This window comes from Streptomyces noursei (genome assembly GCF_016917755.1).
Taxonomy (GTDB): domain Bacteria; phylum Actinomycetota; class Actinomycetes; order Streptomycetales; family Streptomycetaceae; genus Streptomyces; species Streptomyces yunnanensis.
Window position 1 is genome coordinate 1,846,350 of sequence record NZ_CP070326.1, and the last position, 21,109, is coordinate 1,867,458.

Consider the following 21,109-nt stretch of genomic DNA (forward strand, 5'->3'; position numbering starts at 1 on the left):
CGTCGAGGGCGGCGGGGTCCACGCCCTGCGGAGTTTTCGAGCGGGTTTTTACGCGGGTCGGGGAGGACGTACGCTCGGGCACTGCCGGAACCTTTCTGCGAGTGGGGGGTGAGTGGTGCGGCGAAGGTATACGGTCGGCACGTCACAGAGCGTGCGGGACGGGAAGTCCGCACGCTCTCCGGGCTTTTGTCAATTGCTCCTCGGGATCACCGAAGGCGCTCCAGGGCATTCGGGAGGCATACGGCCCCATGGCCGTGAGGACTTCGCGGGCCTCGAATTCGTGTTTCGCCATGAACAGCGCGTGGGCGAGATACGCCAGATCGACGACCGGGGTGAAGCGATATCCGGCCACGGTGGGGAACCAGTTGCGGTGCACGCCCGTGGCGGCGGTGATCCACTGCGGCTGCTCCCAGGTGTGGTCGGCCAGCGGCGTGTCGGGGTTGTAGTCCTCGACGAGTGCCACCAGGGGCAGCAGCCGGAGCGGCGAGGAGGAGGCGGCGCGCTGGCTGAGGAAGGCGGCGACGTCCCAGCTCGCGCTGGACGAGCCGCCGTACCGGGTGAAGAAGAAGGACAGGAAGCGGTGGTGGGCCTCCCGGTGCCAGGGGTCGAGCCGGAGGACGTGCGCGAAGAGGTACCAGGGCCCGGTGGGCGAGGTCAACAATCCCTGGGGGGCGGGGTCCTGCGGGCGGTCGAGGCGGGCCAGGGCGAGCCGGGCGACCCAGGGGGTGGGGTCCTCGGGGGCCAGTTTCGCGGCCCGTTCGCAGGCGGTGCGCGCTATCCGCTCCAGGGCGCCGGCCCGGCGGTCGCCAGCGTCGGCCATGCGCAGGGTCCGGAGCATCGCCACCCGCGCCCATAACAGGGCGGCGTCCGGTCCCGGTTCTTCGGCGAGCCAGCGTTCGGCCAGGTCGGTACCGGCCGCCTCGGAGGCCAGCACCAGTGACCGGTGGGCCCGTAGCTCGAAATCCCGCCGGGTCTCCCGCAGTACCTCATGAGCGCTCAGGTAGCGCCCGGCCCGGACATCCATACACGCTCGCGCCAGCGCCCGGTCATCGGCTGCTGGACTCCATACGTACTGCCCCTCGAAAGAGCCGGCCGGCATGTTCCCCTCCCGGTCCACGCGGGTACCTTGCGGCACCCGCGCATTCCGTCCATGCCGAATTCGGCTGGACCGCCGCCGCTGGTCAGTCGGCAGCGGCCCACACCCTACTCATTTCCTCCTCATTTCGAAAACAGTCGTCTGGAATATCTGGTTCCGCACCTTTTCGTCACAAGGCGTTTGAAAGGGGGACCACCACCACGCGGGAGCTTTTGATTGGCATATTCACTCCTTCCCGCAGACCAGCCATGCCACCGCTCCGCCGAGCGCCGCTACCGCACCCGCGACGAGGAACACCGCGCCCAGCCCCTCCGCGTACGCCACCGGCGGGGCGCCGTCCCCGGTCCCCGGTACGGAGCGGTGGAAGACGGTGCCCAACAGGGCGATGCCCAGCGCCAGTCCGAGCTGGCGGGCGCTGTTGGACGCCGCGCTGGCCACACCGCTGTGGGCCGGATCCGCCGAGGCCATGGCGAGCGCCGGCAGGACCGGCGAGACCAGCCCGGCGCCCACGCCGGTGACGATCAGCCCGGGCGTCAACACCGGCCAGTTCGCGCCGGGTTGGGCGACCAGGAGCAGCAGCAGGTCCCCGGACGCTACCAGGAGGGTTCCCCCGCCGACGCTCCACCGGGCGGGCATCCGGTGCAGCGCGCCGCCGGCCAGCGCGGAGGTGGCGAAGAAGGCCACCGGCTGGACGGTGATGACGAGGGAGGTGGCGAACGCGCTGAGCCCGGTACCGTTCTGGAGCCAGAGGGAGAGCACCGGCAGGAAGGCGAACCCGCCGAGGTAGTAGGCGCCGGAGGCGAGCAGCAGACCGTTGAAGGCGGGCTTGCGGAACAGCCCGAGCGGCACCATGGGGCGGGTCGCTGCGCGCTCCACGAGGGCGAAGGCGAGCAGCAGTACCACACCGAGGCCGAATCCCAGCAGGGTCGAGCCATCGCCCCAACCGGCCTCGCCGCCGCGGATGAAGCCGAAGGTGATGCCGGTCGCGGCGAGGCTGAAGGCGACGATTCCCGGCCAGTCGATCCGGGCCGCGCTGCGGGCGCGGTCGGCGGGCACCTTGGTAGCCAGCCACAGCGCCACGGCACGGACCGGCGGTGATCCACTGCAGGGCCCCGAAGTCGGCGCCCAGATCGCCGGCCATACGGGGCAGCGCGACCGTCACGATCGTCGCGTAGACCAGCAGCAGGAAGGTGCCCAGGCACGCCGCCACGAGGGGCAGCCATCTCCCGGACGGCGGCGGGGTGTTGTCGGGCAGGGCGGAGGTGCGGGGCGGCCGGCCGGCCAGGTGTGCGTCCATGACCCCACCTTGATGTAATGCCCTTATTCAGCAGAACCCTTACCCTTCCCGATGCGGTACGGCGACACCGCACCCAACACCGGAGACAGAAGGCTTCATAAGGAATGCGTAAGGAAATCGCCGGACCGGGAAACGATTCCCAGGAGGCCAACGACCCGCCCCTGCGGACCGCCGACCGGCCGGAAGGTCGCCAAACATGAAATCGGCTCAAGAGCAACCGTAATTAGCGGAAGCTACTATCCGGAAGCGCGCGATCACATGTAGCGTTCGTCCGGACCGGTGACGTGACGGTTGTTCACGTCATGGCCGAGTACGGGCACGGGCGCGAGCGCTCTCCCTAACAGGGACGGGAGGGTGTTTGGCCCGTTGGGCGCACCCGCATCACGAGTGTCGGTGTACCGGCCCGGCCTCTCACCGGGCTGTACAGCGTTCGCGGCACAGCGGTACCGCACGCCGCACGCCGAGCACCGCCATGTCTGTCCGAACACGCCTGCTTTGCAAGAGGAATGGGCCCAGATCATGTTTATGAACGCGTCGACGACCCCCCTTGCGTTGCGACCGGATGCCGATTTCGGCCGGCCGGCAAAGGCCGGCCCCGGCGGAGGGCCACCCTTGGCGGTCGACCGGCTCCCCGACGGCAAGTGGCAACTCACCTTGCACGATTTGGAACCCGTGTCGGTTCACCGACTGACCTCGGACAAGCTGCACATCATCCTCGCCCCGCCGTGCGCCGAGCCGACCGTACCGGTCGCCGGTGCGCAGCCGCCGGCCGGCGAGCTCGCGCCCGACCCGGTCCAGATCGACACCGCGGCGCGCACCGTCTCCATCGACGGCCGTCAGATCGACATCCCCCGGCTGGAGTTCGACCTGCTGGCCCACCTGGTGCTGCACCCGCGGCGGGCCTTCACCCGGCAGCAGCTGATGGCCGCGGTCTGGCCGGACTGCCGGTCCAGCGACCGCACGGTGGACGTGCACATCGCCCGGCTGCGCCGGCGGCTGGGCCCGGGGCGGCGGAAGCTGATCACCACCGTCTTCGGCATCGGCTACAAGTACCTGCCGACGCCGTGACTCCGCCGGCGTAGCCGGTACGGGTGGACGGGCCGGCGGCCGACGTACGACAACGGCCGCCGGCCCGTTCGGCTGGGGGCGCCCCGTCAGCCATGGGCTCCCGGCATCGCGCTCGCCCCCGGGGCACCGACGTTCAGATGCGCCGGGGTGCCGCAGGGGCCTTCCTTGCGGACGAAGGCGCGGCGCAGGGCGTGATAGGGGGCGTCCGGGTCGAAGAAGGTGCGCCGCATTCGGGCCAGTTCGTCGTCGCGATGGGCGGCGAGCGGGCGCCGCGCCTCGTCGCTTTCCCGGCGGGCCTTCTTGGCGGCGATCCGGGACTGGATGCCGGGGGAATCGGCGAGCCGGCGGGCGAGCCGTCCGGTGCGGTCGCCGAATTCCTGCGCGGTGCAGTCGACGATCCGGTCGACCAGGCCGAGCCGCTGACCGTGCGCCGCGGTGATCGGCAGGGCGCGGGCCATCAGGTGCGCGGCGGTTTCCGGGCCGGCCCTGCGCGGCAGGGTGTACGTCCAGTATTCCGAGCCGTGGAGCCCCATGAGCTGGTAGTGGGGATTGAGGACGGCGGCGAAGCGGCACCAGACCTCGTCGGCGGCGAGCGCCAGCATCGCGCCGCCGGCTGCCGCGTTGCCGCCGAGGGCCGCGACCACCAGCCGGTCGGTGGTGGTCAGCACGGCCTCGACGAGGTCGTCGATGGCGTTGATGTTGGCCCAGGATTCCGCGGCGGGATCGGCGGCGGCCTCGATGACGTTGAGGTGGATGCCGTTGGAGAAGAAGTCCCGCTGCCCGCCCAGGACCAGGACGGAGGTGGGCCGGGTGCAGGCGTGGCGGTAGGCGGCCAGCAGTCGCCGGCAGTGGTCGGTGCTCATCGCGCCGCCGGGGAAGGAGAACCGTAGGAATCCGGCCGCTCCGTCCTCGTGGTAGCGGATGTCGCTCCAGGTGCGCGGGGCGCCGTCGGCCGCCTCCAGGGGGGCGGGGATCTCGGACAGCGGCGGGAGGCGGTCGCCGAGCGCCAGGGTGGCGGGCAGCTTGACGGCAGCGGGCCCGCCCGGGGTGCGGGCCGGGCGGAGTTCGGGGATCCACACCGCGCCGTCGGCGGTGGCCCGGCAGACCGCGCCGTTGCGGGTGGCGAGCAGTGCGCCGGGGCGCCCGGTGAGGGTGTCCTCGGGGTGGCCGCCGTGCAGGAACCAGGTCCCGCCGAGGAGTTCGTCCCGGACGCCGGGGCGGGAGTCGGCGGCCCGGAGGGTGCGCAGCACGGTCTCGGTGGGGGCCGTGGCCCAGTCGATGCGGCGGTCCTCCTGGCGGAGCCGCGGCCGGGGGCGGCCGAGGAGCCGGTCGGCGGGGAGGGTGTGCTGCGGTTCCGGGCGGTGGGTGCCGACGGCGAAGCGGGCGACGGCGGTCAGCAGCGCCTCGATCGCCGCGTCGGCGATCTCGTTGCGGTACAGGTCGCTCTTGCCGACGTCCGGGACCGGGCAGTCGGCCGTCGCCCAGATGGCGCCGCCGTCCATCTCGTCGTCGGCCTGGAGGACGGTGACGCCCCATCGCTCCGCGCCCTGTTGGACGGCCCAGTCCACCGAGGACGGGCCGCGGTCGCCGAGCGGACCGGGGTGCACGATCAGGCAGGGCCAGGCGGACCAGACCTCGCGGGGGACGACCGCGGTGAGCATCGGCGCGACGATCAGGTCGGGGGCATGCCGGGGCACCAGCGCGGCCAGTGGTGTGGCGCGGGTGACCAGTTCGACGCCGAGGTGGTGGCCGCGGTCGGCGAGTTCGGCGTAGGCGCGCTGCGTCAGGCTGTTGAAGGCGTCGGCGAGGAGCAGGATGCGCACAGCGGGCTCCCTGGGGGTGGCTGGACCGGTGGACGGTCGTGATCGTTCCCGCGCGCGACGGGCCGGCGACGGTCCCGCCGAGGAGGTCACCCGAACGCATCCGGCCCCGGGCCCCGTCGCCGCGGCCCCGCCCGCCGGGCGGCCCCTCGCACCGTGCCGTCCCCTCGGCGAGGTGACGGCACATCAGATGGTTCCGCCGTCGGTCACCGCGGCGGGATCCCGCCAAAGTTGGCGCGCCGAAATGCCTTCCAGGCAGCCCGGCATTACCTTTCATTGACATTCACTTGGCAAGCCTTTTACCTTCTTTGGTATCGGCATCGGCGCAGGTCATCACCGCACCGCCAGGTGCCGCACCCCCCCTTTCCACACCTTTGGAGGTCCCCATGGAGCAGCTCATCAAGAAGATGGCCCAGGACGACGTCTGGCAGAGCTGGGTGGCCGCCAACTCCGCCGGGTCGGAACCGCGGACGGCGAAGAACGGCTGCATCAGCGCCGCGCCCAAGCGCGGCTGTATCTCCTGACGCCGGACCGACCGCCCCGGCGGGCCGGCGGCGGCCACTCCCCCGCCGCCGGCCCGCCGGTGGGCGCACGCACCCCACGCCCCGGGCGGCTCGCCGCCCGCGCACACACCCGAGGGACCCCATGGAAGGCCAGCCGACCGCCGAGGTCATCGAGCAGATCCGCGACATCCCGATCTACCGCGCGTCACTGGCGAAGGGCCACTTCCCGGTGCTCGACAAGCCGGAGATCGCCCGCGGCTTCCCCGACAACTGGATGACTCCCCGGCTGGCCGCCGCGCTGGAGTCCGGCGAGGCCGAGTTCGTACTCTCCACCGGCACCAACCACGCCCGGATGCAGCTCATCCGGCCCCCGTACTTCCTGCTGCGCTCCTACTACCAACTGTGGAGCGAACACCCCGACCTCGCCGCGACCTGGGAAGCCGGCTGCCGCCGCGTCTCCCTGACCACCGTGCTGGCCACGGAGCACGTGGCCCGGGTCAACGCCGCCAAGCGCGGCACCCCGCCCGACCCCGTTCCCGGCCTCGACGACCGCCGGCTCGACGACCGCACGTGCTACGTGAACCTGCGGCTCGACCCGGCGCTGTGGAGCCGTGACGACGTGGTCCGCATGCTCGCCGAGATACGCACCGCCCAAGAGGCGCACCCGGAGGGCTGGTACCACCTCGACTGCTCCGGCTATCACCTGGCCCACCTGGTCCGCAAAGTCGGCGAATGGGGGCTGTGGGACGACTTCCCGCCGCCCGCCAGCATCATCCACGCCTACGAGTACACGCCGGTGAACGTGCGGCGCTTCCTGCACCAGCACTTCGCCTGCCCGATCATCGACCTCTTCGGCAGCACCGAGCTCGGCTACCTCTACTCCAGCGACCGCCGCGGCAACTACCGCCCGCACCTGGACAAGATGAGCGTCGAACTCCACCCGGTCGCCCCGGACAGCACCCTGTACCACCTCGTCGTCTCCAGCGTGCGCAACCCCTACATGCCGCTGATCCGGTACCGCTCGGGCGACTGCGTACGCACCACCGACGGCACCCCCGACCCGGGGAGGATCGCCCAGTTCTGCGGCCGGCAGAAGGAGTTGCTCCGGACCCGCAACGGCCAGATCGCCCAGGGCGACCTGGACCGCTGCATCGGCGAGGCGACCGCGCAGATCTTCGTCCACCAGCTGCGCCTGGTGGGCACCACCGAGGCCCGGCTGGCGTATACGACCTTCCACGGCGCGCCCCTGGGGCCGGCGGAGACCACCGCGTTGGAGCGGAGCATCGCCGAACTCACCGGCCGGCACTGCCGGCTCGACCACCGTCCGCACATCCCCATCGGCCGGTCCGGGAAGTACTCCTGGCTGGCGAGAGGAGAAGCATGACCCACCGGACCGCGCCGGCGTCCGCGGCCACCGCACCCGCCACGGCCGCCCCGCACCGGTTGATATCCGAGGAGGACCTGCGGGACCTGCTCGGCGCACCGCTGCACGCCGAAGTCCTCGCGCACTTCGAGGAGAAGACCGGCGCCCCACGGGAGTTCGTGGCGCGCCAGATCACCGAGTGCCTGCGCTACCTCTATCTCGTCTCCCGCCACCGCGACCGGCTCGGCGGGCTGTTCCTGCCCGTCGAGCAGGACATCGACGAGATCTGGCACTACCTCATCCTGCAGACCCGCGAGTACCGCGCCCTGTGCGAGGAACGGCTCCCGGGAGGCTTCTTCATCGAGCACCGCAGCATCGGCTACGAGGCGTACCAGCAGGAGCCGGGGCGGGCGCAGGCGCTCGAAGAGGCGCTGCGCTGGATCCCGTTGTACTGCCGGGAGTTCGGCCCGTTCGACGAGGACGCGCTGCCGCACTGGACCATCGTCCGCTTCCTGCACCAGACGATGGGGATGCCGCTGGCGGAGATCGCGGCGCTGGAGCCGCTGGCCGCATGAACGGTGCCGCGCCGCGCCGGCTGCTGGCCGTCCTGGTGTTCTCCCAAGTGCTCAGCGGGGCGGGCCTGGCGGCCGGGATCACGGTCGGTGCACTGCTCGCCGAGGACATGCTCGGCTCGACCGGGCTGGCCGGGGTGCCCAGTGCCCTGTTCACCGCGGGATCGGCGCTGGGTGCCGTGGCCATCGGCCGGCTCTCCCAGCGCTGGGGGCGCCGACCCGGGCTCGTGCTGGGGTACGGGGCCGGGGTGCTCGGCAGTCTGGGGGTGGTGGCCGCCGCCGCCCTGAACAGCGTCCTGCTGCTCTTCCCGTCCCTACTGGTGTACGGGGCGGGCACCGCGACCAACCTGATGGCGCGCTATGCGGGAGCCGAACTGGCGCCGCCGGACCGGCGCGGGCGCGCGGTGAGCACGGTGCTGTTCGCCACCACGCTCGGCGCGGTGGCCGGCCCCAACCTGGTGACGGTGACCGGGGATCTGGCGCTGGCCTGGGGAGTGCCCCGGCTCGCCGGGCCGTTCCTGCTGGCCGCCGCGTTCGGGGCCGCGGCGGCGGTCCTGGCCTGCCTGCTGCGGCCCGAACCGCTGCCGCCCGAACGGCGCGCGGACGGCCCGCCGGACGACCGTACGGCCTCCCCCGCGGGCTCCGGCCCGACCGCCGGGCAACGCCGCGGCCTGGCGGCCGGCACCGCGGTGATGCTGCTGACCCAGCTGGTGATGATCGCGTTGATGACCATGACCCCGGTGCATCTGCGCGCGCACGGCCACGGCACCGAGACGGCCGGGCTGGTCATCGCGCTGCACGTCGGGGCGATGTTCCTGCCGTCGCCGCTCACCGGGCGGTGGGTCGACCGGGCCGGGCCGCACCGGGTCGCCGTGGCGTCCGGGGTGACGCTGCTGGCCGCCGGGCTGCTCGCCGCCCTCGCCCCGCCGCACTCGGTGCCCGGACTCACCGTGGCGCTGGTACTGCTGGGCGTCGGCTGGAACTTCGGGCTGGTCAGCGGTACCGCACTGGTCACCGAGGCGCTGCCGCCGGCCCGCCGTGCCGCGTCCCAGGGACTGGTGGACGTCGGGATCGCGCTGGCCGGCGCGACCGGCGGGATGGCCTCCGGACCGCTGCTGGCCACGAGCGGATTCCCGGTGCTGGCGCTGGTCTGCGGGGTGCTCGCGGCGGCCGTGGTGCCTGTGGCCGTACTGGCCGCACGGGGAGACGGCGGCGCCCGTTGTCCCTGAGAAATCACGCAACATGGCGTCATTTCTCGTTTTCATACTCGAAACCTGGATGCTGAACTATGGGAGCGCGGTTTCGGACACCCGCGGTCGGCGCGAAGCGCACCCGACCGGAACCGCTCCCGGACGACCAGGACCGTGCCCAGCAGCGGCCGGCCGCGCCGCGTGCGCGCGGCCGCCCCACACCTGCCGAACGACCCAACGGCCCCCGACGACACGGGGCGATGCGGAGGACGACGATGCGCAAGGACACCGGCATACCGGGGCGACGCCCCCGGATACCGGCCCTGTGCCGTCTCCCGCTGACCGCTCTCACCGTCGTCCTGACCTTCCTGCTCGGCGCGGCGGCACCGGCGTACGCGGCCAAGCCCGCGCGCCCGGCCGTCTGCGCGCCCGGCAAACCCGGCGCACCGGCCGCCGCGAGCACCGACTCCGAGGAGGAGAAGCACTCCAAGCGCGAGACCGAACGCAGCCGCCCGCGGCGGCTGACGCCGGCCGCGGAAGAGAGCGCGCCCACCCGGCGACCGCTGCCGCCACAGCTCACCGGCACCGCCGGCGAGGGAACCGCGACGGGGCACAATCCGGCCACCGACAGCGCACCGGCCTCGCCCAGACCGACCCGACTCCCGCTTCTCCACTGCGTCTTCCGCTGCTGATCGGCCCCGCGGCGGGCGACGGCCCCGCGCCGCGCCCCGCCGTCCGAGTGCCGTACGTCCTCGCCATCCCCACAGTGGCATCACCTTTCAGCAGGAGACCTCCTCGTGGAGACCTTCATTCAGCACGCCCGGGGCCTGACCGCCCGTATAGCCGCGCAGCGCGAAGAACAGGAGTCCTACGGCCGGCTGGCGGCGGGCCAGTCCCCCCTCGCCCTGTTCATCACCTGCTCCGACTCCCGGGTCGTCCCGTCCCTGATCACGGGGGCCCGACCCGGCGAACTCTTCGAACTCCGCACGGCCGGCAACGCCGTGCCCGTCTACCAGGAAGGCATGGCGGCCAGCTCGGAGGCCGCCACCATCGAATACGCGATGCGGGTCCTGCGCGTCGCCGACGTCATCGTCTGCGGCCACTCGCACTGTGGCGCGGTGGGCGCCCGGGCCCGCGGCGAGGACCTGACCGGCGCACCGTCGGTCCGCGACTGGCTGACGCTCCAACTCTCCGACGAACTCCCCGGCGACGACGGGCCGGCCGTCACCACGGCCGTGCAGCGCCATGTGTGCCAACAGCTGGTCCGACTGGGCGGCTACCCGTGTGTGCGGGAGCGGCTGGACGCCGGCGAGGTGCGGCTGCACGGCTGGTTCTACGAGGTGCACACCGGATCGGTGTCCGTGCACCAGCCGGCCGCCGACGCGTTCCTCCCCCTGTGAAGGCGAGCTGCACGTGATGAAGCGATTCCCTTTCCTCCGGGCGGACTTCACCGCCTCCCTCGTGGTCTTCCTCGTCGCCGTCCCGCTGTGTGTCGGGGTGGCGGTGGCCTCCGGCGTACCGGCCGAACTGGGGCTGGTCACCGGCATCGTCGGCGGGCTGGTCACCGGGCTGCTGCCCGGCAGCAGCCTCCAGGTGAGCGGCCCGGCCGCCGGCCTGACGGTGCTGGTATTCGAAGCGGTCAAGGAATACGGCCTGGGCGCGCTGGGCGCCCTGGTGCTGGCCGCCGGCATACTCCAACTGGCCATGGGCGCCCTGAAGTTGGGGCGCTGGTTCCGGGCGATTTCGGTCGCCGTGGTGCAGGGCATGCTGGCCGGTATCGGACTGGTCCTGATCGCCGGACAGCTCTACGCCCTGATGGACGCCAAGGCGCCGGGCAGCGGCCTGGCCAACATCGGGTCGCTGCCGCGGCTGGTGATGGACACCGCGCGGTCCGGCACCGGGCTCACGGCGCTCGCCATCGGGGCGGGCACCATCGCGGTCCTGGTGCTGTGGCCGCGGTGGCGGCGCGCGGCGCGGGTGCTGCCGGCCCCGCTGGCGGCGGTCGCGCTGGCCACCACCTCGGTCTGGGTGCTGGACCTGCCGGTCGCCCGGGTCGAGGTGAGCGGGTTGCTGGACGCGATCCAGCCGCCCGGGCTGGCCGACATCGGCCGACTGACCGAGCTCGGCGTGCTGGGCACGGTACTGGCGTTCGCGCTGATCGCGTCCGCGGAGTCGCTGTTCAGCGCGGCGGCGGTGGACCGGCTGCACGACGGTGCACGGACCGACTACGACCGGGAGCTGATGGCCCAGGGCGCCGGCAACACGCTGTGCGGGGTGCTCGGCGCGCTGCCGATGACGGCGGTGATCGTGCGCAGTGCCGCCAACGTCCAGGCCGGGGCCCGGACCAAGGCGTCCCGGGTGCTGCACGGGGTGTGGCTGCTGCTGTTCGCGGCGGCCTTCCCGGCGGCGCTGGGCGTGGTGCCGATCGCCGCGCTGGCCGGTGTGCTGGTGCACGCGGGCTGGAAGCTGATCCCGCTGCGGGAGCTGCGGCCGCTGTGGCGGGCGCACCGCGGCGAGGCGGTGGTGCTGTGCGTCACCGCGCTCGCCATCGTGACGGTGAACATGTTCGAGGGCGTGCTGATCGGTCTGCTGTTGGCGGTGGCCAAGACCGCGTGGGAGACCTCCCAGGCGCATCTGGAGGTCCACATCCCCAGCGTCCCCGGTCCGGTCAAGGTCCGGGCGGTCGGCAACGCCACCTTCCTGCGGTTGCCCAAGCTGCTCGACCAGTTGGAGGCGCTGCCCGCCGACCGGGATGTGGAGCTCGACCTGAGCGGACTGCGCCATGTCGACCACGCCTGCCAGGCGGCGCTGGAGAACTGGGCCGAGCAGCACCGTCGCAGCCGCAGCCGGGCGGTGGAGCTGGTCTCCTGACCCGGTGGGCCGGCGTCGGGCGCCGGGGCTGAGCGGGGAATGCGGCGGAGCCGGAATGATCGGGCCGGCTCCGCCGTTCTCCGAAGACCAGGAGTCTTCCAGGACCAGCAGTCTTCGACGAGAGGGCGGACGGCATGCCCCTGCAGGGAGAGTACGAACCGAGCCCGACCCCGTGGGTCCGCGAGCAGGTCGAGTTGTACGAGGGATCCGGCGGCACACAGGGCACCACGCTCCGCGGCCTGCCGGTGATCGTGCTGACATCGCGCGGCGCCACGTCCGGCAAGCTCCGCAAGAGCCCGCTGATGCGGGTCGAGCACGAGGGGGTGTACGCGGCGGTGGCCTCGTTGGGCGGCGCACCCCGCAATCCCGTCTGGTACCACAATGTGCGCGCCGATCCGCGCGTGGAGCTCCAGGACGGCCCGGTCCGCCGGGACATGACGGCCCGTGAGGTCACCGGCGAGGAGAAGGCGCTGTGGTGGGCGCGGGCGGTCGAGGCGTTCCCCGACTACGCCGACTACCAGCGCAAGACGGACCGCCGGATCCCGGTCTTCGTGCTGGAGCCGGCAGCCGCCCCGCACTGACGAACGGCCCGCGGACACCGTCACTCTGACGCTCCGTCAGAGCTGGATCGGCGTCACCTCGGTGGCCTTGACGCTGGTCCAGACGGCGGCGCCGTCGGCGAGCCCGAGTTCCAGGGCAGCCGCCGGGGTGATCTCGGCGACGAGGTCGGGTGCCTCCGGCGAGGTGACGAGCACCCGCAACCGGCTGCCCGCGGCGGTGATCTCCCGTACGGTGCCGGGCCAGACGTTGCGCGGACTGCCCGCGGGCTTCTCCAGGTGCACCGAGACCGCCTCGGGGGCGATCACCGCCAGCGCCCGGGTGCCCTCGGGGAGCCGGTCGGCGACGACCAGGCGGCCGCCTCCAACGAGTGCCAGCCCGTCGCCGTCCGCGGTGCCGGGCCAGGCGTTGCGGCCCAGCATCCGGGCCACCCAGGGCGAGCGCGGATGACGGGCGACCTCGGCGGGCGGGGCGTCCTGGAGCGCGCGCCCCCCGTCGAGGACGAGGACGCGGTCGGCCAGCGAGACCGCCTCGACGGGATCGTGGGTGACGATCAGGCAGACCCCGCCGAAGTCGGCGAGATGGCCGCGCAGGGTGTGCCGGACGTGCGCCCGGGTGGTCTGGTCGAGGGCGGCGAGCGGTTCGTCGAGCAGCAGCAGGCGCGGCCGGGCGGCGAGCGCGCGGGCCAGCGCGACGCGTTGGGCCTGACCGCCGGAGAGCTGGGCGGGCCTGCGGTGGGCGAGCGCGCCGACGCCGAGCCGGTCGAGCCAGTGCTGTGCGGTGCGCCGGGCCTCGGCCCGCCGGACGCCCTGGGCGCGCAGTCCGTAGGCGGTGTTGGCCAGCGCCGTCAGGTGTGGGAAGAGCGCCCCGTCCTGCGGGACCCAGGCGACCCCGCGGCGGTGCGGGGGCAGGGCGGTGGCGTCGCTCTCCCCCAGGTGCAGCACGGCGCGGGCGCGCGGGGTGAGCCCGAGCAGGGCGCGCAACAGGGTGGTCTTGCCGGCTCCGTTGGGACCGACGACGGCGATGGTGGTGCCCGGGTCGGCCTCCAGGGTGAGCTCCGTGAAGCCAGTGACCTCGGCGTGCAGCGGCCAGCGTCCCCCGGGGGACGACTGCGGTGCGGCCGGCTCCGGGTGCCCGGTGGTCGGGCCGGCCTCGGCGCCGCCGCCCACGGCACCGCCGTCGGCATCGGCCGGTTCACCGATGGACCTGACCGCGCGGCCGGTGTGGTCCGGGGGCGCGCCCGTCCACCGCCCGCGCAGGCACACCAGGACGGCCATGGCGATGACGAGCAGCAGCAGGGAGACCGAGGTGGCGGCCTCCGGGGAGTCCTGGAGCAGCAGATAGACCTGGAGCGGGAGGGTCTGGGTGGTGCCGGGCAGGTTGCCGGCGAAGGTGATCGTCGCGCCGAATTCGCCGAGCGCCCGGGCCCAGGTCAGCGCGGCGCCGGCGGCCAGTCCGGGGGCGACCATGGGCAGGGTGACGGTGCAGAAGACCCGGAGCGGCGAGGCGCCGAGGGAGGCCGCGGTCTCCTCGTAGCGGGGGCGGAGTCCGGCGAGGGTGCCCTCCAGGCTGATGACCAGGAAGGGCATCGCGACGAAGGTGGCCGCGACCACCGCGCCCGAGGTGTGGAACGGCAGCACGACACCGAAGGTGTCCTCCAGCCAGGGGCCGAGGAGCCCGCGGCGACCGAAGCCGAGCAGCAGGGCGACACCGCCGACGGTCGGCGGCAGCACCATCGGCAGCAGCACCAGCGAGCGGACCAGCACCTTGCCGGGGAAGTCGACCCGGGCCAGCAGCCAGGCCAGCGGGACGCCCAGCAGCAGCGACAGGCCCAGCGCCCAGCACGACACCAGCAGCGACAGCCGGAGCGCTTCGAGCACCCCCGGGGTGGTCAGATGGGTGCCCAGGTCACCCCAGCTGGTGCGGCCGAGGATGCCGAGCAGCGGCATCAGCAGGAACGCGACGGCCAGCAGCGCGGGGACGGCCAGGGCGGCGGGGGTGCGGGGGCGGCTCATCGGGAGTCCTGGGATCGGGGCGGGCGGCGGGCCCGGGCCGTCCGGCGGACGGCCGCGGGCACGGCCGGGGCTACGGCGGCGGGGCGGGGGCTGTCCGCTCCCCCGAGCCGGACAGTCCCCACCCCGCACGTGGTCACGGCTTCTGGAAGCCCGCGTCCTGGAGGAGCTTCTGCGCCTCGGGGGTGCTCAGCCACTTCACGAACGCGGCGGCCGCGGCGGCGTGCTGGGAGGTCTTGAGGGTCGCGGCAGGGTAGGAGGCCACGGCGTTCTGGGCGTCGGGGATGTCGACGGCGTCGACCTTGGTGGGCGCGGTGGCGGCGTCCGTCTTGTAGACGATGCCGGCGTCCGCCTCGCCGAGTTCCACCTTGCTGAGGACGGCGCGGACGTTGGGCTCCTGCGAGACCGGCTTGACGGTCAGCCTCTGGGCGTCCAGGACCTTCTTGCTGTAGCGGCCGACCGGGACCTCGGGGGCGGCCAGCACCACCTTCAGCTTGCTGTCGGCGAGGTCCTTGAGGGCGCCGACCTTCTTGGGGTTGCCCTTGCCGGTGGCGATGACCAGGCGGTTCTTGGCGATGATGGTGGGGGCGCCGGTGTCCGCCTTGAGCCCGTCCATGGTCTTGGTGTCGGCGGTGACCAGGGCGTCGGCGGGGGCACCCTGCTTGACCTGGGCGGCGAGCTCCTGGGAGCCGGCGAAGGAGAAGGTGACCTTGGTGCCCGGGTGCTCCTTCTCGTAGACGGCGCTGGCCTTCTGGAAGACGTTGGTGAGCGAGGCGGCGGCGAGCACGGTGAGCTTGGTGGTGCTGCCGGATCCGCCGCCGTTGTCCTTCTTGGTGGTGTCGTCGCCACCGCCGGAGCAGGCGGCGAGCGGGACGAGGAGGGCGGCGGTGACGATCGCGGCGGCGGCGCGGCGCCCGGTGTGGAACGGGGACATGGTGCGGAACTCCTTGGTACGCGGGGCGAGGCGGTCGCCCGAGCGGAGAGGGACAAAGCCGCGCCGAGTGGGGTCTCCCCTGCTCCAGGACGTTCGAGAGCTTGGGGAAGGGCGACGCCGCTGGGTGGGCGGCCGGTCCGCGGGGGACGTGGGGGCGGACCGCCGGGTGAGGGTGCGGGTGCTCAGGTCCGGTCGATGTGCACGCTGGTGGATTTCACCCGTGCGACGGCCTGCATGCCGACTTCCAGCCCGAGTTCCTCCACCGCTTCGCGGGTGAGCAGGGAGACCAGACGGTGTGGGCCGGCCTGGATCTCGACCTGGGCGGCGACATCGCCGAGTTTGACGGCGGTGACGATGCCCGGGAAGGCGTTGCGGACGGAGGTGTAGGTGTCGTCCTCCTCGCCGCCGGGAGTCTGGCCCACCTCGATGGAGAAGGCGGCCAGGTCCCGGCCGTCGATGAGGCGACGGCCGCTGTCGTCGCGGTGGGTCGCGACCCGTCCGGCGTCCGCCCACCGGCGGGCGGTGTCCGGGCTGACGCCCAGCAGACGCGCCGCCTGGCCGATTGTGTAGGACTGCATGTGCGACAAGATATGAGGTGCTACCTCGCATTTACAATCCTTTTGGCTCTTCCCTCTAGCAGATGCAAGGTGCATTAGAGGAAGGGACAAGCGCGTATTCCGGCCACCGGAAGTCGGCCGCCGCGGGCCGGCGGTGCACCTGGCGGACCGCATCCCACGAGGAATCCCCGGGTGAACGCGATTACAGTGCGAGGAGTCGAGGGAGAATGTCCCGAAATTCACCTCCACACGCCGATTTACGACGGGATCGCCCATGAGCCTGAGCATCCGCAACCAGCTCCCCGGCACGGTTCTCGCCCTCACGGCCGGGGAGGTGATGTCGACCGTCACGGTGCGGCTGTCCGGCGGGCAGACGCTCACCGCCGCGATCACCGTGGAAGCCGTCGACGACCTCGGGATCACGGTCGGTTCGGCGGTGCGCGCACTGGTGAAGTCCACCGAGGTGGCCCTGGCCACCGGTGCGGTCGACGGGCTGAGCATCCGCAACCGGCTCCCGGGCACCGTCGTCGACGTGGCGACGGGCGGGGCGATGGCCGGGGTCAAGGTGGCCGTGGCGGGCGGGGAGCTGACCGCCGCGATCACCAAGGACGCGGCGGCGGACCTGGGGCTGACCGCCGGCTCCGAGGTGACCGCGCTGATCAAGTCCACCGAGGTCGCGCTGGCCGTCGCCGACCGCTGACCGGACAGGCCCCAGCTAGGGTCCGTCGGGTGCCGGGCAGGCGCCCACCCAGATGCCGGTGATGGCGCTGATGTAGCGCGCGCCGCAGCGGTCGGAGGGCACCACCAGCTGGCAGCCCGCGGCGTCCAGCGGCTGCCCGTCCATGGCCGTGGCCAGCAGGATCGGGGCGTCACCGAAGTCGGCGTCGATCTCCGCCCAGGACAGCACGGTGTGATGGCCGTCCCCGCCGGTGACGGTCAGCAGGAAGCGGGAGCGGTCCTTGCGCCGCCGGGCGTCGAAGGCGGGGCCCGCCGCGTCCAGGACGTCCCGCAGCAGCGGCCCGTCGAAGGTGTGGTGCTGCGGCCCGTTGGCGGCGCAGTCGAAGACCACCGGGGCGTGCCGCTGGGGCCAGCGCGTGCGGAGGTCGGCGACGGTCAGCGCGAGCGGGTGGTGCAGCTGCCCGCTGATCAGGAAGCGCCGGGCGGCGGGCGGGCCGTCGGTGGGCGCGCCGCGGACGGCGGTGGGGCCGGGCGGCGGACTGAGTCGGCTCATGGGTGTCCCCCTGGAGAGGATGCGCGCGGCGGCTGCCTCCCAGTGATGCCCCCGCGGCTCCTGGCTCAACCACATATGCCACCCGACTACGGATGTTTCCCTTGCGTAAGTGAGGCGAATGGGGGCAAGAGGGCCGCAGGTCCGGGTCGGCACCCTGTCCCGCCCGGACCTGCCGCCCCGCAGCATCGGCGGCCGGGTCGCCGTCAGACCGAGCCCTCCCGCCCGGGGTGCGCCCGGGCCGACCAGCCCTCCTCCTCGTTCGCCGTGCGGTGTTCCGCCAGGGCCAGCCAGACCTTGTCCCGGAGGAACGGCACTTCGGTGAAGCGCACCCCGGTGGCGTCGCGCAGCGCGTTGCCGAAGGCGGGTGCCACCGGGTTGAACGGGCTCTCGCTCATCGACTTCGCGCCCAGCGGCCCGATGGCGTCCGACGTCTCCATGAAGTGCACCTCGGTGCGCGGGACGTCGGCGTAGGCGGGGAGCCGGTAGCGGCGGAACGCGGGGGTGAGGACCTTGCCGGCGGCATCGACCAGGACCTGTTCGAAGAGGGTGGCGCCGAGCGCCTGGGCGACCCCGCCCTCGACCTGGCCGCGGCACTGCATCGGGTTCATCACCTTGCCGGCGTCGGCCGCGTGGACGCTGCGCAGGATCTTGATCTCACCGGTGTCGGGATCGACGGCGACCCGGAACCACTGGGCGTTGAAGGCCACCGAGCGCGGGGAGCCGCCCCAGTGCCCGGCCGCCGTCAGCGCCACGTCCCGCTCGCGCGCGGCCTGATGCAGTTCCTTGAGCGAGACCGTCCGCCCGGCGCACTCCACGGCGTCGGCCAGCAACTGGCACTGGCTGCGCGGGGTCCGGGCGTATTCGGCGGCGAACGTGAGGAGCTTCTCGGCCAGGCCGTTGGCCGCGCGCATCACGGCCTTGCCGGCCACGACGGTGCCGGCCGAGCCGAACGCGCCGGTGTCGTGCCGGACGACGTCGGTGTCGGACTGGCGGATGACGATCCGGTCGACGGTGGTGCCGAGCGCGCCGGCGGTGATCTGCTTGTGGACGGTGGTGGTGCCGTTGCCGAACTCGGCGGTGCCGACGGCGATGTCGTAGGTGCCGTCCTCCAGCAGGGTCACCGTGGCGTCGGCGTAGTGCCCGCCGGGCGGGCCGGTGGCGATCATCGACATCGCGGTGCCCTGGCCGACCAGCCAGCCCTCGGGGGCGTCGGCGGCGCTGCGGTCCCCGGCGATCGCGTCACGGACGACCTTCAGGCACTGGTCCAGGCCGTAGCTGGCGATCTGCAGGTCCTCCTCCTCGCCGCCGGGGCTGGTCATGTGCTCGCCAGGGCCGATGATGTTGCGTTCCCGGAAGACCAGCGGATCGATGCCGAGGCGGCGGGCCAGTTCGTCCATGGTCGATTCCACGGCGAAGGTGACCTGGCCCAGTCCGTAGCCGCGGAAGGCGCCGGCCGGGACGCAGTGGGTGTAGACGGAGTAGGCGTCGACCTTCTTGTGCGGGGCGCGGTAGACGGCCATCGACTCGCCGACGCTGTGGAACATCACCGCCGGGCCGTGGTTGCCGTACGCACCGGTGTTGGAGACCACCCGCAGTTGGAGGGCCGTCAGGGTGCCGTCCCGCCGGGCACCGGCCTTGATGCCGATGGTGAAGGGGTGCCGGGTGGTGGCGCCGAAGAACTGCTCGGCGCGGGTGAACTCCAGCTTCACCGGCCGGTGCAGCCGCCGCGCGGCGAGCACCACGATGTCCTCGGTGAGCATCTCCTGCTTGCCGCCGAAGCCACCGCCGACCCGGCCCGCGACCACCCGGACCGCGTCCTGCGGCAGGTCGTAGAGGGCGCACAGGGCGCGCCGGGTCAGGAACGGGACCTGGGTGCTGGAGCGGACCACGATCCGTTCGCCGGTGCCGTCCTCCTTCTCCTCGAAGTACGCGAGGGCCCCGTGGGTCTCCAGGCTGGCGTGCTGTACCCGCTGGGTGCGGAAGGTCTCCTCGTAGACCAGATCGGCCTCGGCGAAGCCCTGTTGGACGCTGCCGATCTCGCCGTGCACCTCGCCGACGACGTTGTTCTCCGGGCGGGAGATCCGGCAGTCCGCGGCGTCCTTGGCGTGGACCACCGGCGCGCCGGGCCGCATCGCCTCCTCCGGGTCCAGGACGTGCGGCAGCACCTCGTACTCCACCGCGATCCGACGGCAGCCCTCCTCGGCGGCGCCCTCGGTGTCGGCGACCACGGCGGCCACCCGCTGGCCGACGAAGCGGACCGTGTCGTCCAGTACCCGGGTGTCGTCGGGGTCCTCGGTGGGGTGCTCGTGGCGGGCGGAGGAGAACAGCCGCTCGGGGGCGTCGTGGTGGGTGAGGACGAGGCGGACGCCGGGGACGCGCAGCGCGTCGCCGGTGTCGATGGAGACGATCCGGGCGTGCGGGTGCGGGGAGCGCAGCAGCTTCATGTGCAGCAGCCCCTCGACCTCGATGTCGAAGGTGTAGCGGGCGGTGCCGGTGACCACCTGCGGGCCGGCGGGGGCGCCGAGGTTGCGGCCGACCGACTCCCCGGGGCGGGGCTCCTCGACGTGGGTGACGCCGCGGATCGCGTCCTCGATGGCCCGGTAGCCGGTGCAGCGGCAGAGGTTTCCCTTCAACGCCCGGGGGAGATCGGCAAGTTGGTCGTCCTTCAGGGTGGCGGTGGTCATCAGGAAACCGGCGGTGCAGAAGCCGCACTGGAAGCCCTGGGCGGCGAGGAACCGGCGCTGGACGGGGTGGAGTTCACCGTCCGGCTCCGCCAGGCCCTCGACGGTGGTGACCCGGCGGCCGGCGGCGCGGACGGCCGGGTAGAGGCAGCTGTGCACCGGTTCCCCGTCGACGTGGACGGTGCAGGCCCCGCAGTCCCCCGCGTCGCAGCCCTTCTTCACCCCGAACCAGCCGCGGTCCCGCAGATAGGTGCGCAGGCACTGGCCGGGACGCGGTTCGGCGTCGAAGGGCTGGCCGTTGACGTGGACGGCGTCGCTCATCGGGCGGCCTCCTCGGGGGACGACGGGCGGGGGGCGAGTTCGGCGCGGACCTCTTCCGCCAGGCGCAGCGCCATGTGCCGCCGCCAGGCGGGCAGGCCGTGGATGTCGTCGAACCACTCGGGTCCGGCGACGGCGGCGTCGAGGGTGCCGCGCAGCACGGCGGCGCCGGGCGGGGTGGGGAACCACAGGCGGACCGGGCGGACGGTGGCGGCGGTGACGGTGATCGCCAGCGAGCCGTCCAGCGGGTCGAGGGCGCCGATGACCAGGGCGCCGGAGCGGCCGAGCCCGTAGAGGGAGACCTGACGGAACGCGGTCCGGCAGGTCAGCGCGCGGGCCGGCAGGGTGACCGAGCGCAGGAGTTCGCCCTCGCCGAGGTCCTTGCGGCCGGCGCCGGTGATGAAGTCGGCGACCTTGGTGCGGCGCCGCGAGCCGTCCTGGGCCTGGAGCAGAGCGCTGCCGTCGAGGGCGGCGGTCAGCGAGATCATCGGTCCGGCGGGCAGGCCGTTGCAGAGGTTGCCGCCCACCGTCGCCATGTTCCAGATCTTGAACGACGCCAGGAAGGCGCGGCAGCACTGTTCGAAGAGGGGCGCGGCCGGCGCCGGGAAGCGGGCGGCGAAGCGGGAGAGCTGGGCGATGGTGCAGGTGGCGGCGATCTCCAGGGAGCCGTCCGGGAGTTGGGCGACCGGCTCCCAGCCCATCCGGCTCAGGTCCACCAGACGGCGGAGGTGCGGCTGGGGTTCGGAGAAGAGGTAGGTGCCGCCGCCCAGCCAGGCATCGCCGGTGCGCCAGGCAGCGAGCTGCCGGGCGTCGCGCACCTCCAGCACGGTGTTCAGGTCCATGCCGCCGAGTGAAGCAACGCGGCGGCCCCGTGCACGACTGGTCCGCAGCACGGAAAACACACCAACGCCCGCACCCGGAACTGGATGATCAACCAAGAGGGATTTCGGCGAGAACGCCTTGCATTTACGATGCCAGAACCCACATTCGCCTCGTGAATGTGAGATGCCGGGGTGCCTGCTCGGCAGCCGTCCAAGG

At 72.9% G+C, this 21,109-nt stretch carries 19 protein-coding genes; 10 read left to right on the forward strand and 9 right to left on the reverse strand.

Going from position 1 to position 21,109, the window contains the following annotated elements:
- Positions 1 to 142: 142 nt before the first annotated feature.
- On the reverse strand, positions 143 to 1,099 hold the full coding sequence (locus JNO44_RS07950; protein WP_205362538.1) for a hypothetical protein: 957 nt from the start codon (positions 1,097 to 1,099) through the stop codon (positions 143 to 145).
- A 222-nt stretch (positions 1,100 to 1,321) separates the two neighbouring features.
- Entirely contained in the window at positions 1,322 to 2,176 is an 855-nt protein-coding gene (locus JNO44_RS07955; protein ID WP_240167479.1) for an MFS transporter, read from the reverse strand.
- Positions 2,177 to 3,065: 889 nt separating this feature from the next.
- On the opposite strand from JNO44_RS07955, the gene JNO44_RS07960 reads away from it, so the two are divergent.
- Positions 3,066 to 3,461 (forward strand): winged helix-turn-helix domain-containing protein, encoded by a 396-nt coding sequence (locus JNO44_RS07960; RefSeq protein ID WP_240167480.1) that lies wholly within the window; start codon positions 3,066 to 3,068, stop codon positions 3,459 to 3,461.
- Between the two features lie 86 nt (positions 3,462 to 3,547).
- Here the strand turns inward: JNO44_RS07960 and JNO44_RS07965 are convergent, their stop codons facing one another.
- The gene (locus JNO44_RS07965) at positions 3,548 to 5,284 is read right to left on the reverse strand and encodes a hydrogenase maturation protein (RefSeq protein ID WP_205362541.1); all 1,737 of its coding nucleotides are present in this window, start codon (positions 5,282 to 5,284) and stop codon (positions 3,548 to 3,550) included.
- 383 nt (positions 5,285 to 5,667) lie between these two features.
- Here JNO44_RS07965 and JNO44_RS07970 point away from each other — a divergent pair, with 383 nt between their 5' ends.
- The 8 genes from JNO44_RS07970 to JNO44_RS08005 all read left to right on the forward strand — a co-directional run bounded on the left by JNO44_RS07970 (position 5,668) and on the right by JNO44_RS08005 (position 12,361).
- A complete protein-coding gene (locus JNO44_RS07970) occupies positions 5,668 to 5,805 on the forward strand; it encodes a hypothetical protein (RefSeq protein ID WP_205362542.1) in 138 nt (45 codons plus the stop codon).
- Between the two features lie 121 nt (positions 5,806 to 5,926).
- On the forward strand, positions 5,927 to 7,168 hold the full coding sequence (locus JNO44_RS07975; RefSeq protein ID WP_205362543.1) for a phenylacetate--CoA ligase family protein: 1,242 nt from the start codon (positions 5,927 to 5,929) through the stop codon (positions 7,166 to 7,168).
- The gene (locus JNO44_RS07980) at positions 7,165 to 7,722 is read left to right on the forward strand and encodes a glycine-rich domain-containing protein (protein WP_205362544.1); all 558 of its coding nucleotides are present in this window, start codon (positions 7,165 to 7,167) and stop codon (positions 7,720 to 7,722) included. The genes JNO44_RS07975 and JNO44_RS07980 overlap by 4 nt, the downstream gene beginning before the upstream one ends.
- Positions 7,719 to 8,948 carry an MFS transporter gene (locus JNO44_RS07985; RefSeq protein WP_205362545.1) on the forward strand — a complete coding sequence of 410 codons (1,230 nt, stop codon included), beginning with the start codon at positions 7,719 to 7,721 and terminating at the stop codon, positions 8,946 to 8,948. Before JNO44_RS07980 ends, JNO44_RS07985 begins: the two co-directional genes overlap by 4 nt.
- Before the next feature lie 236 nt (positions 8,949 to 9,184).
- Positions 9,185 to 9,601: a hypothetical protein gene (locus tag JNO44_RS07990; protein WP_205362546.1), complete on the forward strand. Its 417-nt coding sequence runs from the start codon at positions 9,185 to 9,187 to the stop codon at positions 9,599 to 9,601.
- Positions 9,602 to 9,706: 105 nt separating this feature from the next.
- Complete coding sequence (locus JNO44_RS07995; protein WP_039638438.1) at positions 9,707 to 10,309, forward strand: carbonic anhydrase; 603 nt, start codon at positions 9,707 to 9,709, stop codon at positions 10,307 to 10,309.
- 16 nt (positions 10,310 to 10,325) lie between these two features.
- Positions 10,326 to 11,780, forward strand: a complete 1,455-nt coding sequence (locus tag JNO44_RS08000) for a SulP family inorganic anion transporter (protein WP_205362547.1) — start codon at positions 10,326 to 10,328, stop codon at positions 11,778 to 11,780.
- A gap of 134 nt (positions 11,781 to 11,914) precedes the next feature.
- Positions 11,915 to 12,361 (forward strand): nitroreductase family deazaflavin-dependent oxidoreductase, encoded by a 447-nt coding sequence (locus JNO44_RS08005; protein ID WP_205362549.1) that lies wholly within the window; start codon positions 11,915 to 11,917, stop codon positions 12,359 to 12,361.
- A gap of 36 nt (positions 12,362 to 12,397) precedes the next feature.
- On the opposite strand, the gene JNO44_RS08010 is transcribed toward JNO44_RS08005, so the two are convergent.
- The 3 genes from JNO44_RS08010 to JNO44_RS08020 all read right to left on the reverse strand — a co-directional run bounded on the left by JNO44_RS08010 (position 12,398) and on the right by JNO44_RS08020 (position 15,862).
- On the reverse strand, positions 12,398 to 14,353 hold the full coding sequence (locus JNO44_RS08010) for an ABC transporter permease (protein WP_205362555.1): 1,956 nt from the start codon (positions 14,351 to 14,353) through the stop codon (positions 12,398 to 12,400).
- A 133-nt stretch (positions 14,354 to 14,486) separates the two neighbouring features.
- The gene (modA, locus tag JNO44_RS08015; RefSeq protein WP_205362556.1) at positions 14,487 to 15,284 is read right to left on the reverse strand and encodes a molybdate ABC transporter substrate-binding protein; all 798 of its coding nucleotides are present in this window, start codon (positions 15,282 to 15,284) and stop codon (positions 14,487 to 14,489) included.
- A gap of 182 nt (positions 15,285 to 15,466) precedes the next feature.
- Positions 15,467 to 15,862, reverse strand: coding sequence for a TOBE domain-containing protein (locus tag JNO44_RS08020; protein WP_067354702.1), 396 nt, complete (start codon positions 15,860 to 15,862; stop codon positions 15,467 to 15,469).
- 253 nt (positions 15,863 to 16,115) lie between these two features.
- On the opposite strand from JNO44_RS08020, the gene JNO44_RS08025 reads away from it, so the two are divergent.
- Positions 16,116 to 16,541, forward strand: coding sequence for a TOBE domain-containing protein (locus JNO44_RS08025; protein ID WP_205362557.1), 426 nt, complete (start codon positions 16,116 to 16,118; stop codon positions 16,539 to 16,541).
- Positions 16,542 to 16,556: 15 nt separating this feature from the next.
- Here JNO44_RS08025 and JNO44_RS08030 read toward each other — a convergent pair whose 3' ends face one another.
- The 3 genes from JNO44_RS08030 to JNO44_RS08040 all read right to left on the reverse strand — a co-directional run bounded on the left by JNO44_RS08030 (position 16,557) and on the right by JNO44_RS08040 (position 20,913).
- Positions 16,557 to 17,072: a molybdopterin-dependent oxidoreductase gene (locus tag JNO44_RS08030; protein ID WP_205362558.1), complete on the reverse strand. Its 516-nt coding sequence runs from the start codon at positions 17,070 to 17,072 to the stop codon at positions 16,557 to 16,559.
- A gap of 203 nt (positions 17,073 to 17,275) precedes the next feature.
- Positions 17,276 to 20,074, reverse strand: coding sequence for a molybdopterin-dependent oxidoreductase (locus JNO44_RS08035; protein ID WP_205362559.1), 2,799 nt, complete (start codon positions 20,072 to 20,074; stop codon positions 17,276 to 17,278).
- Entirely contained in the window at positions 20,071 to 20,913 is an 843-nt protein-coding gene (locus tag JNO44_RS08040; protein WP_205362561.1) for an FAD binding domain-containing protein, read from the reverse strand. The genes JNO44_RS08035 and JNO44_RS08040 overlap by 4 nt, the downstream gene beginning before the upstream one ends.
- Positions 20,914 to 21,109: the final 196 nt, after the last annotated feature.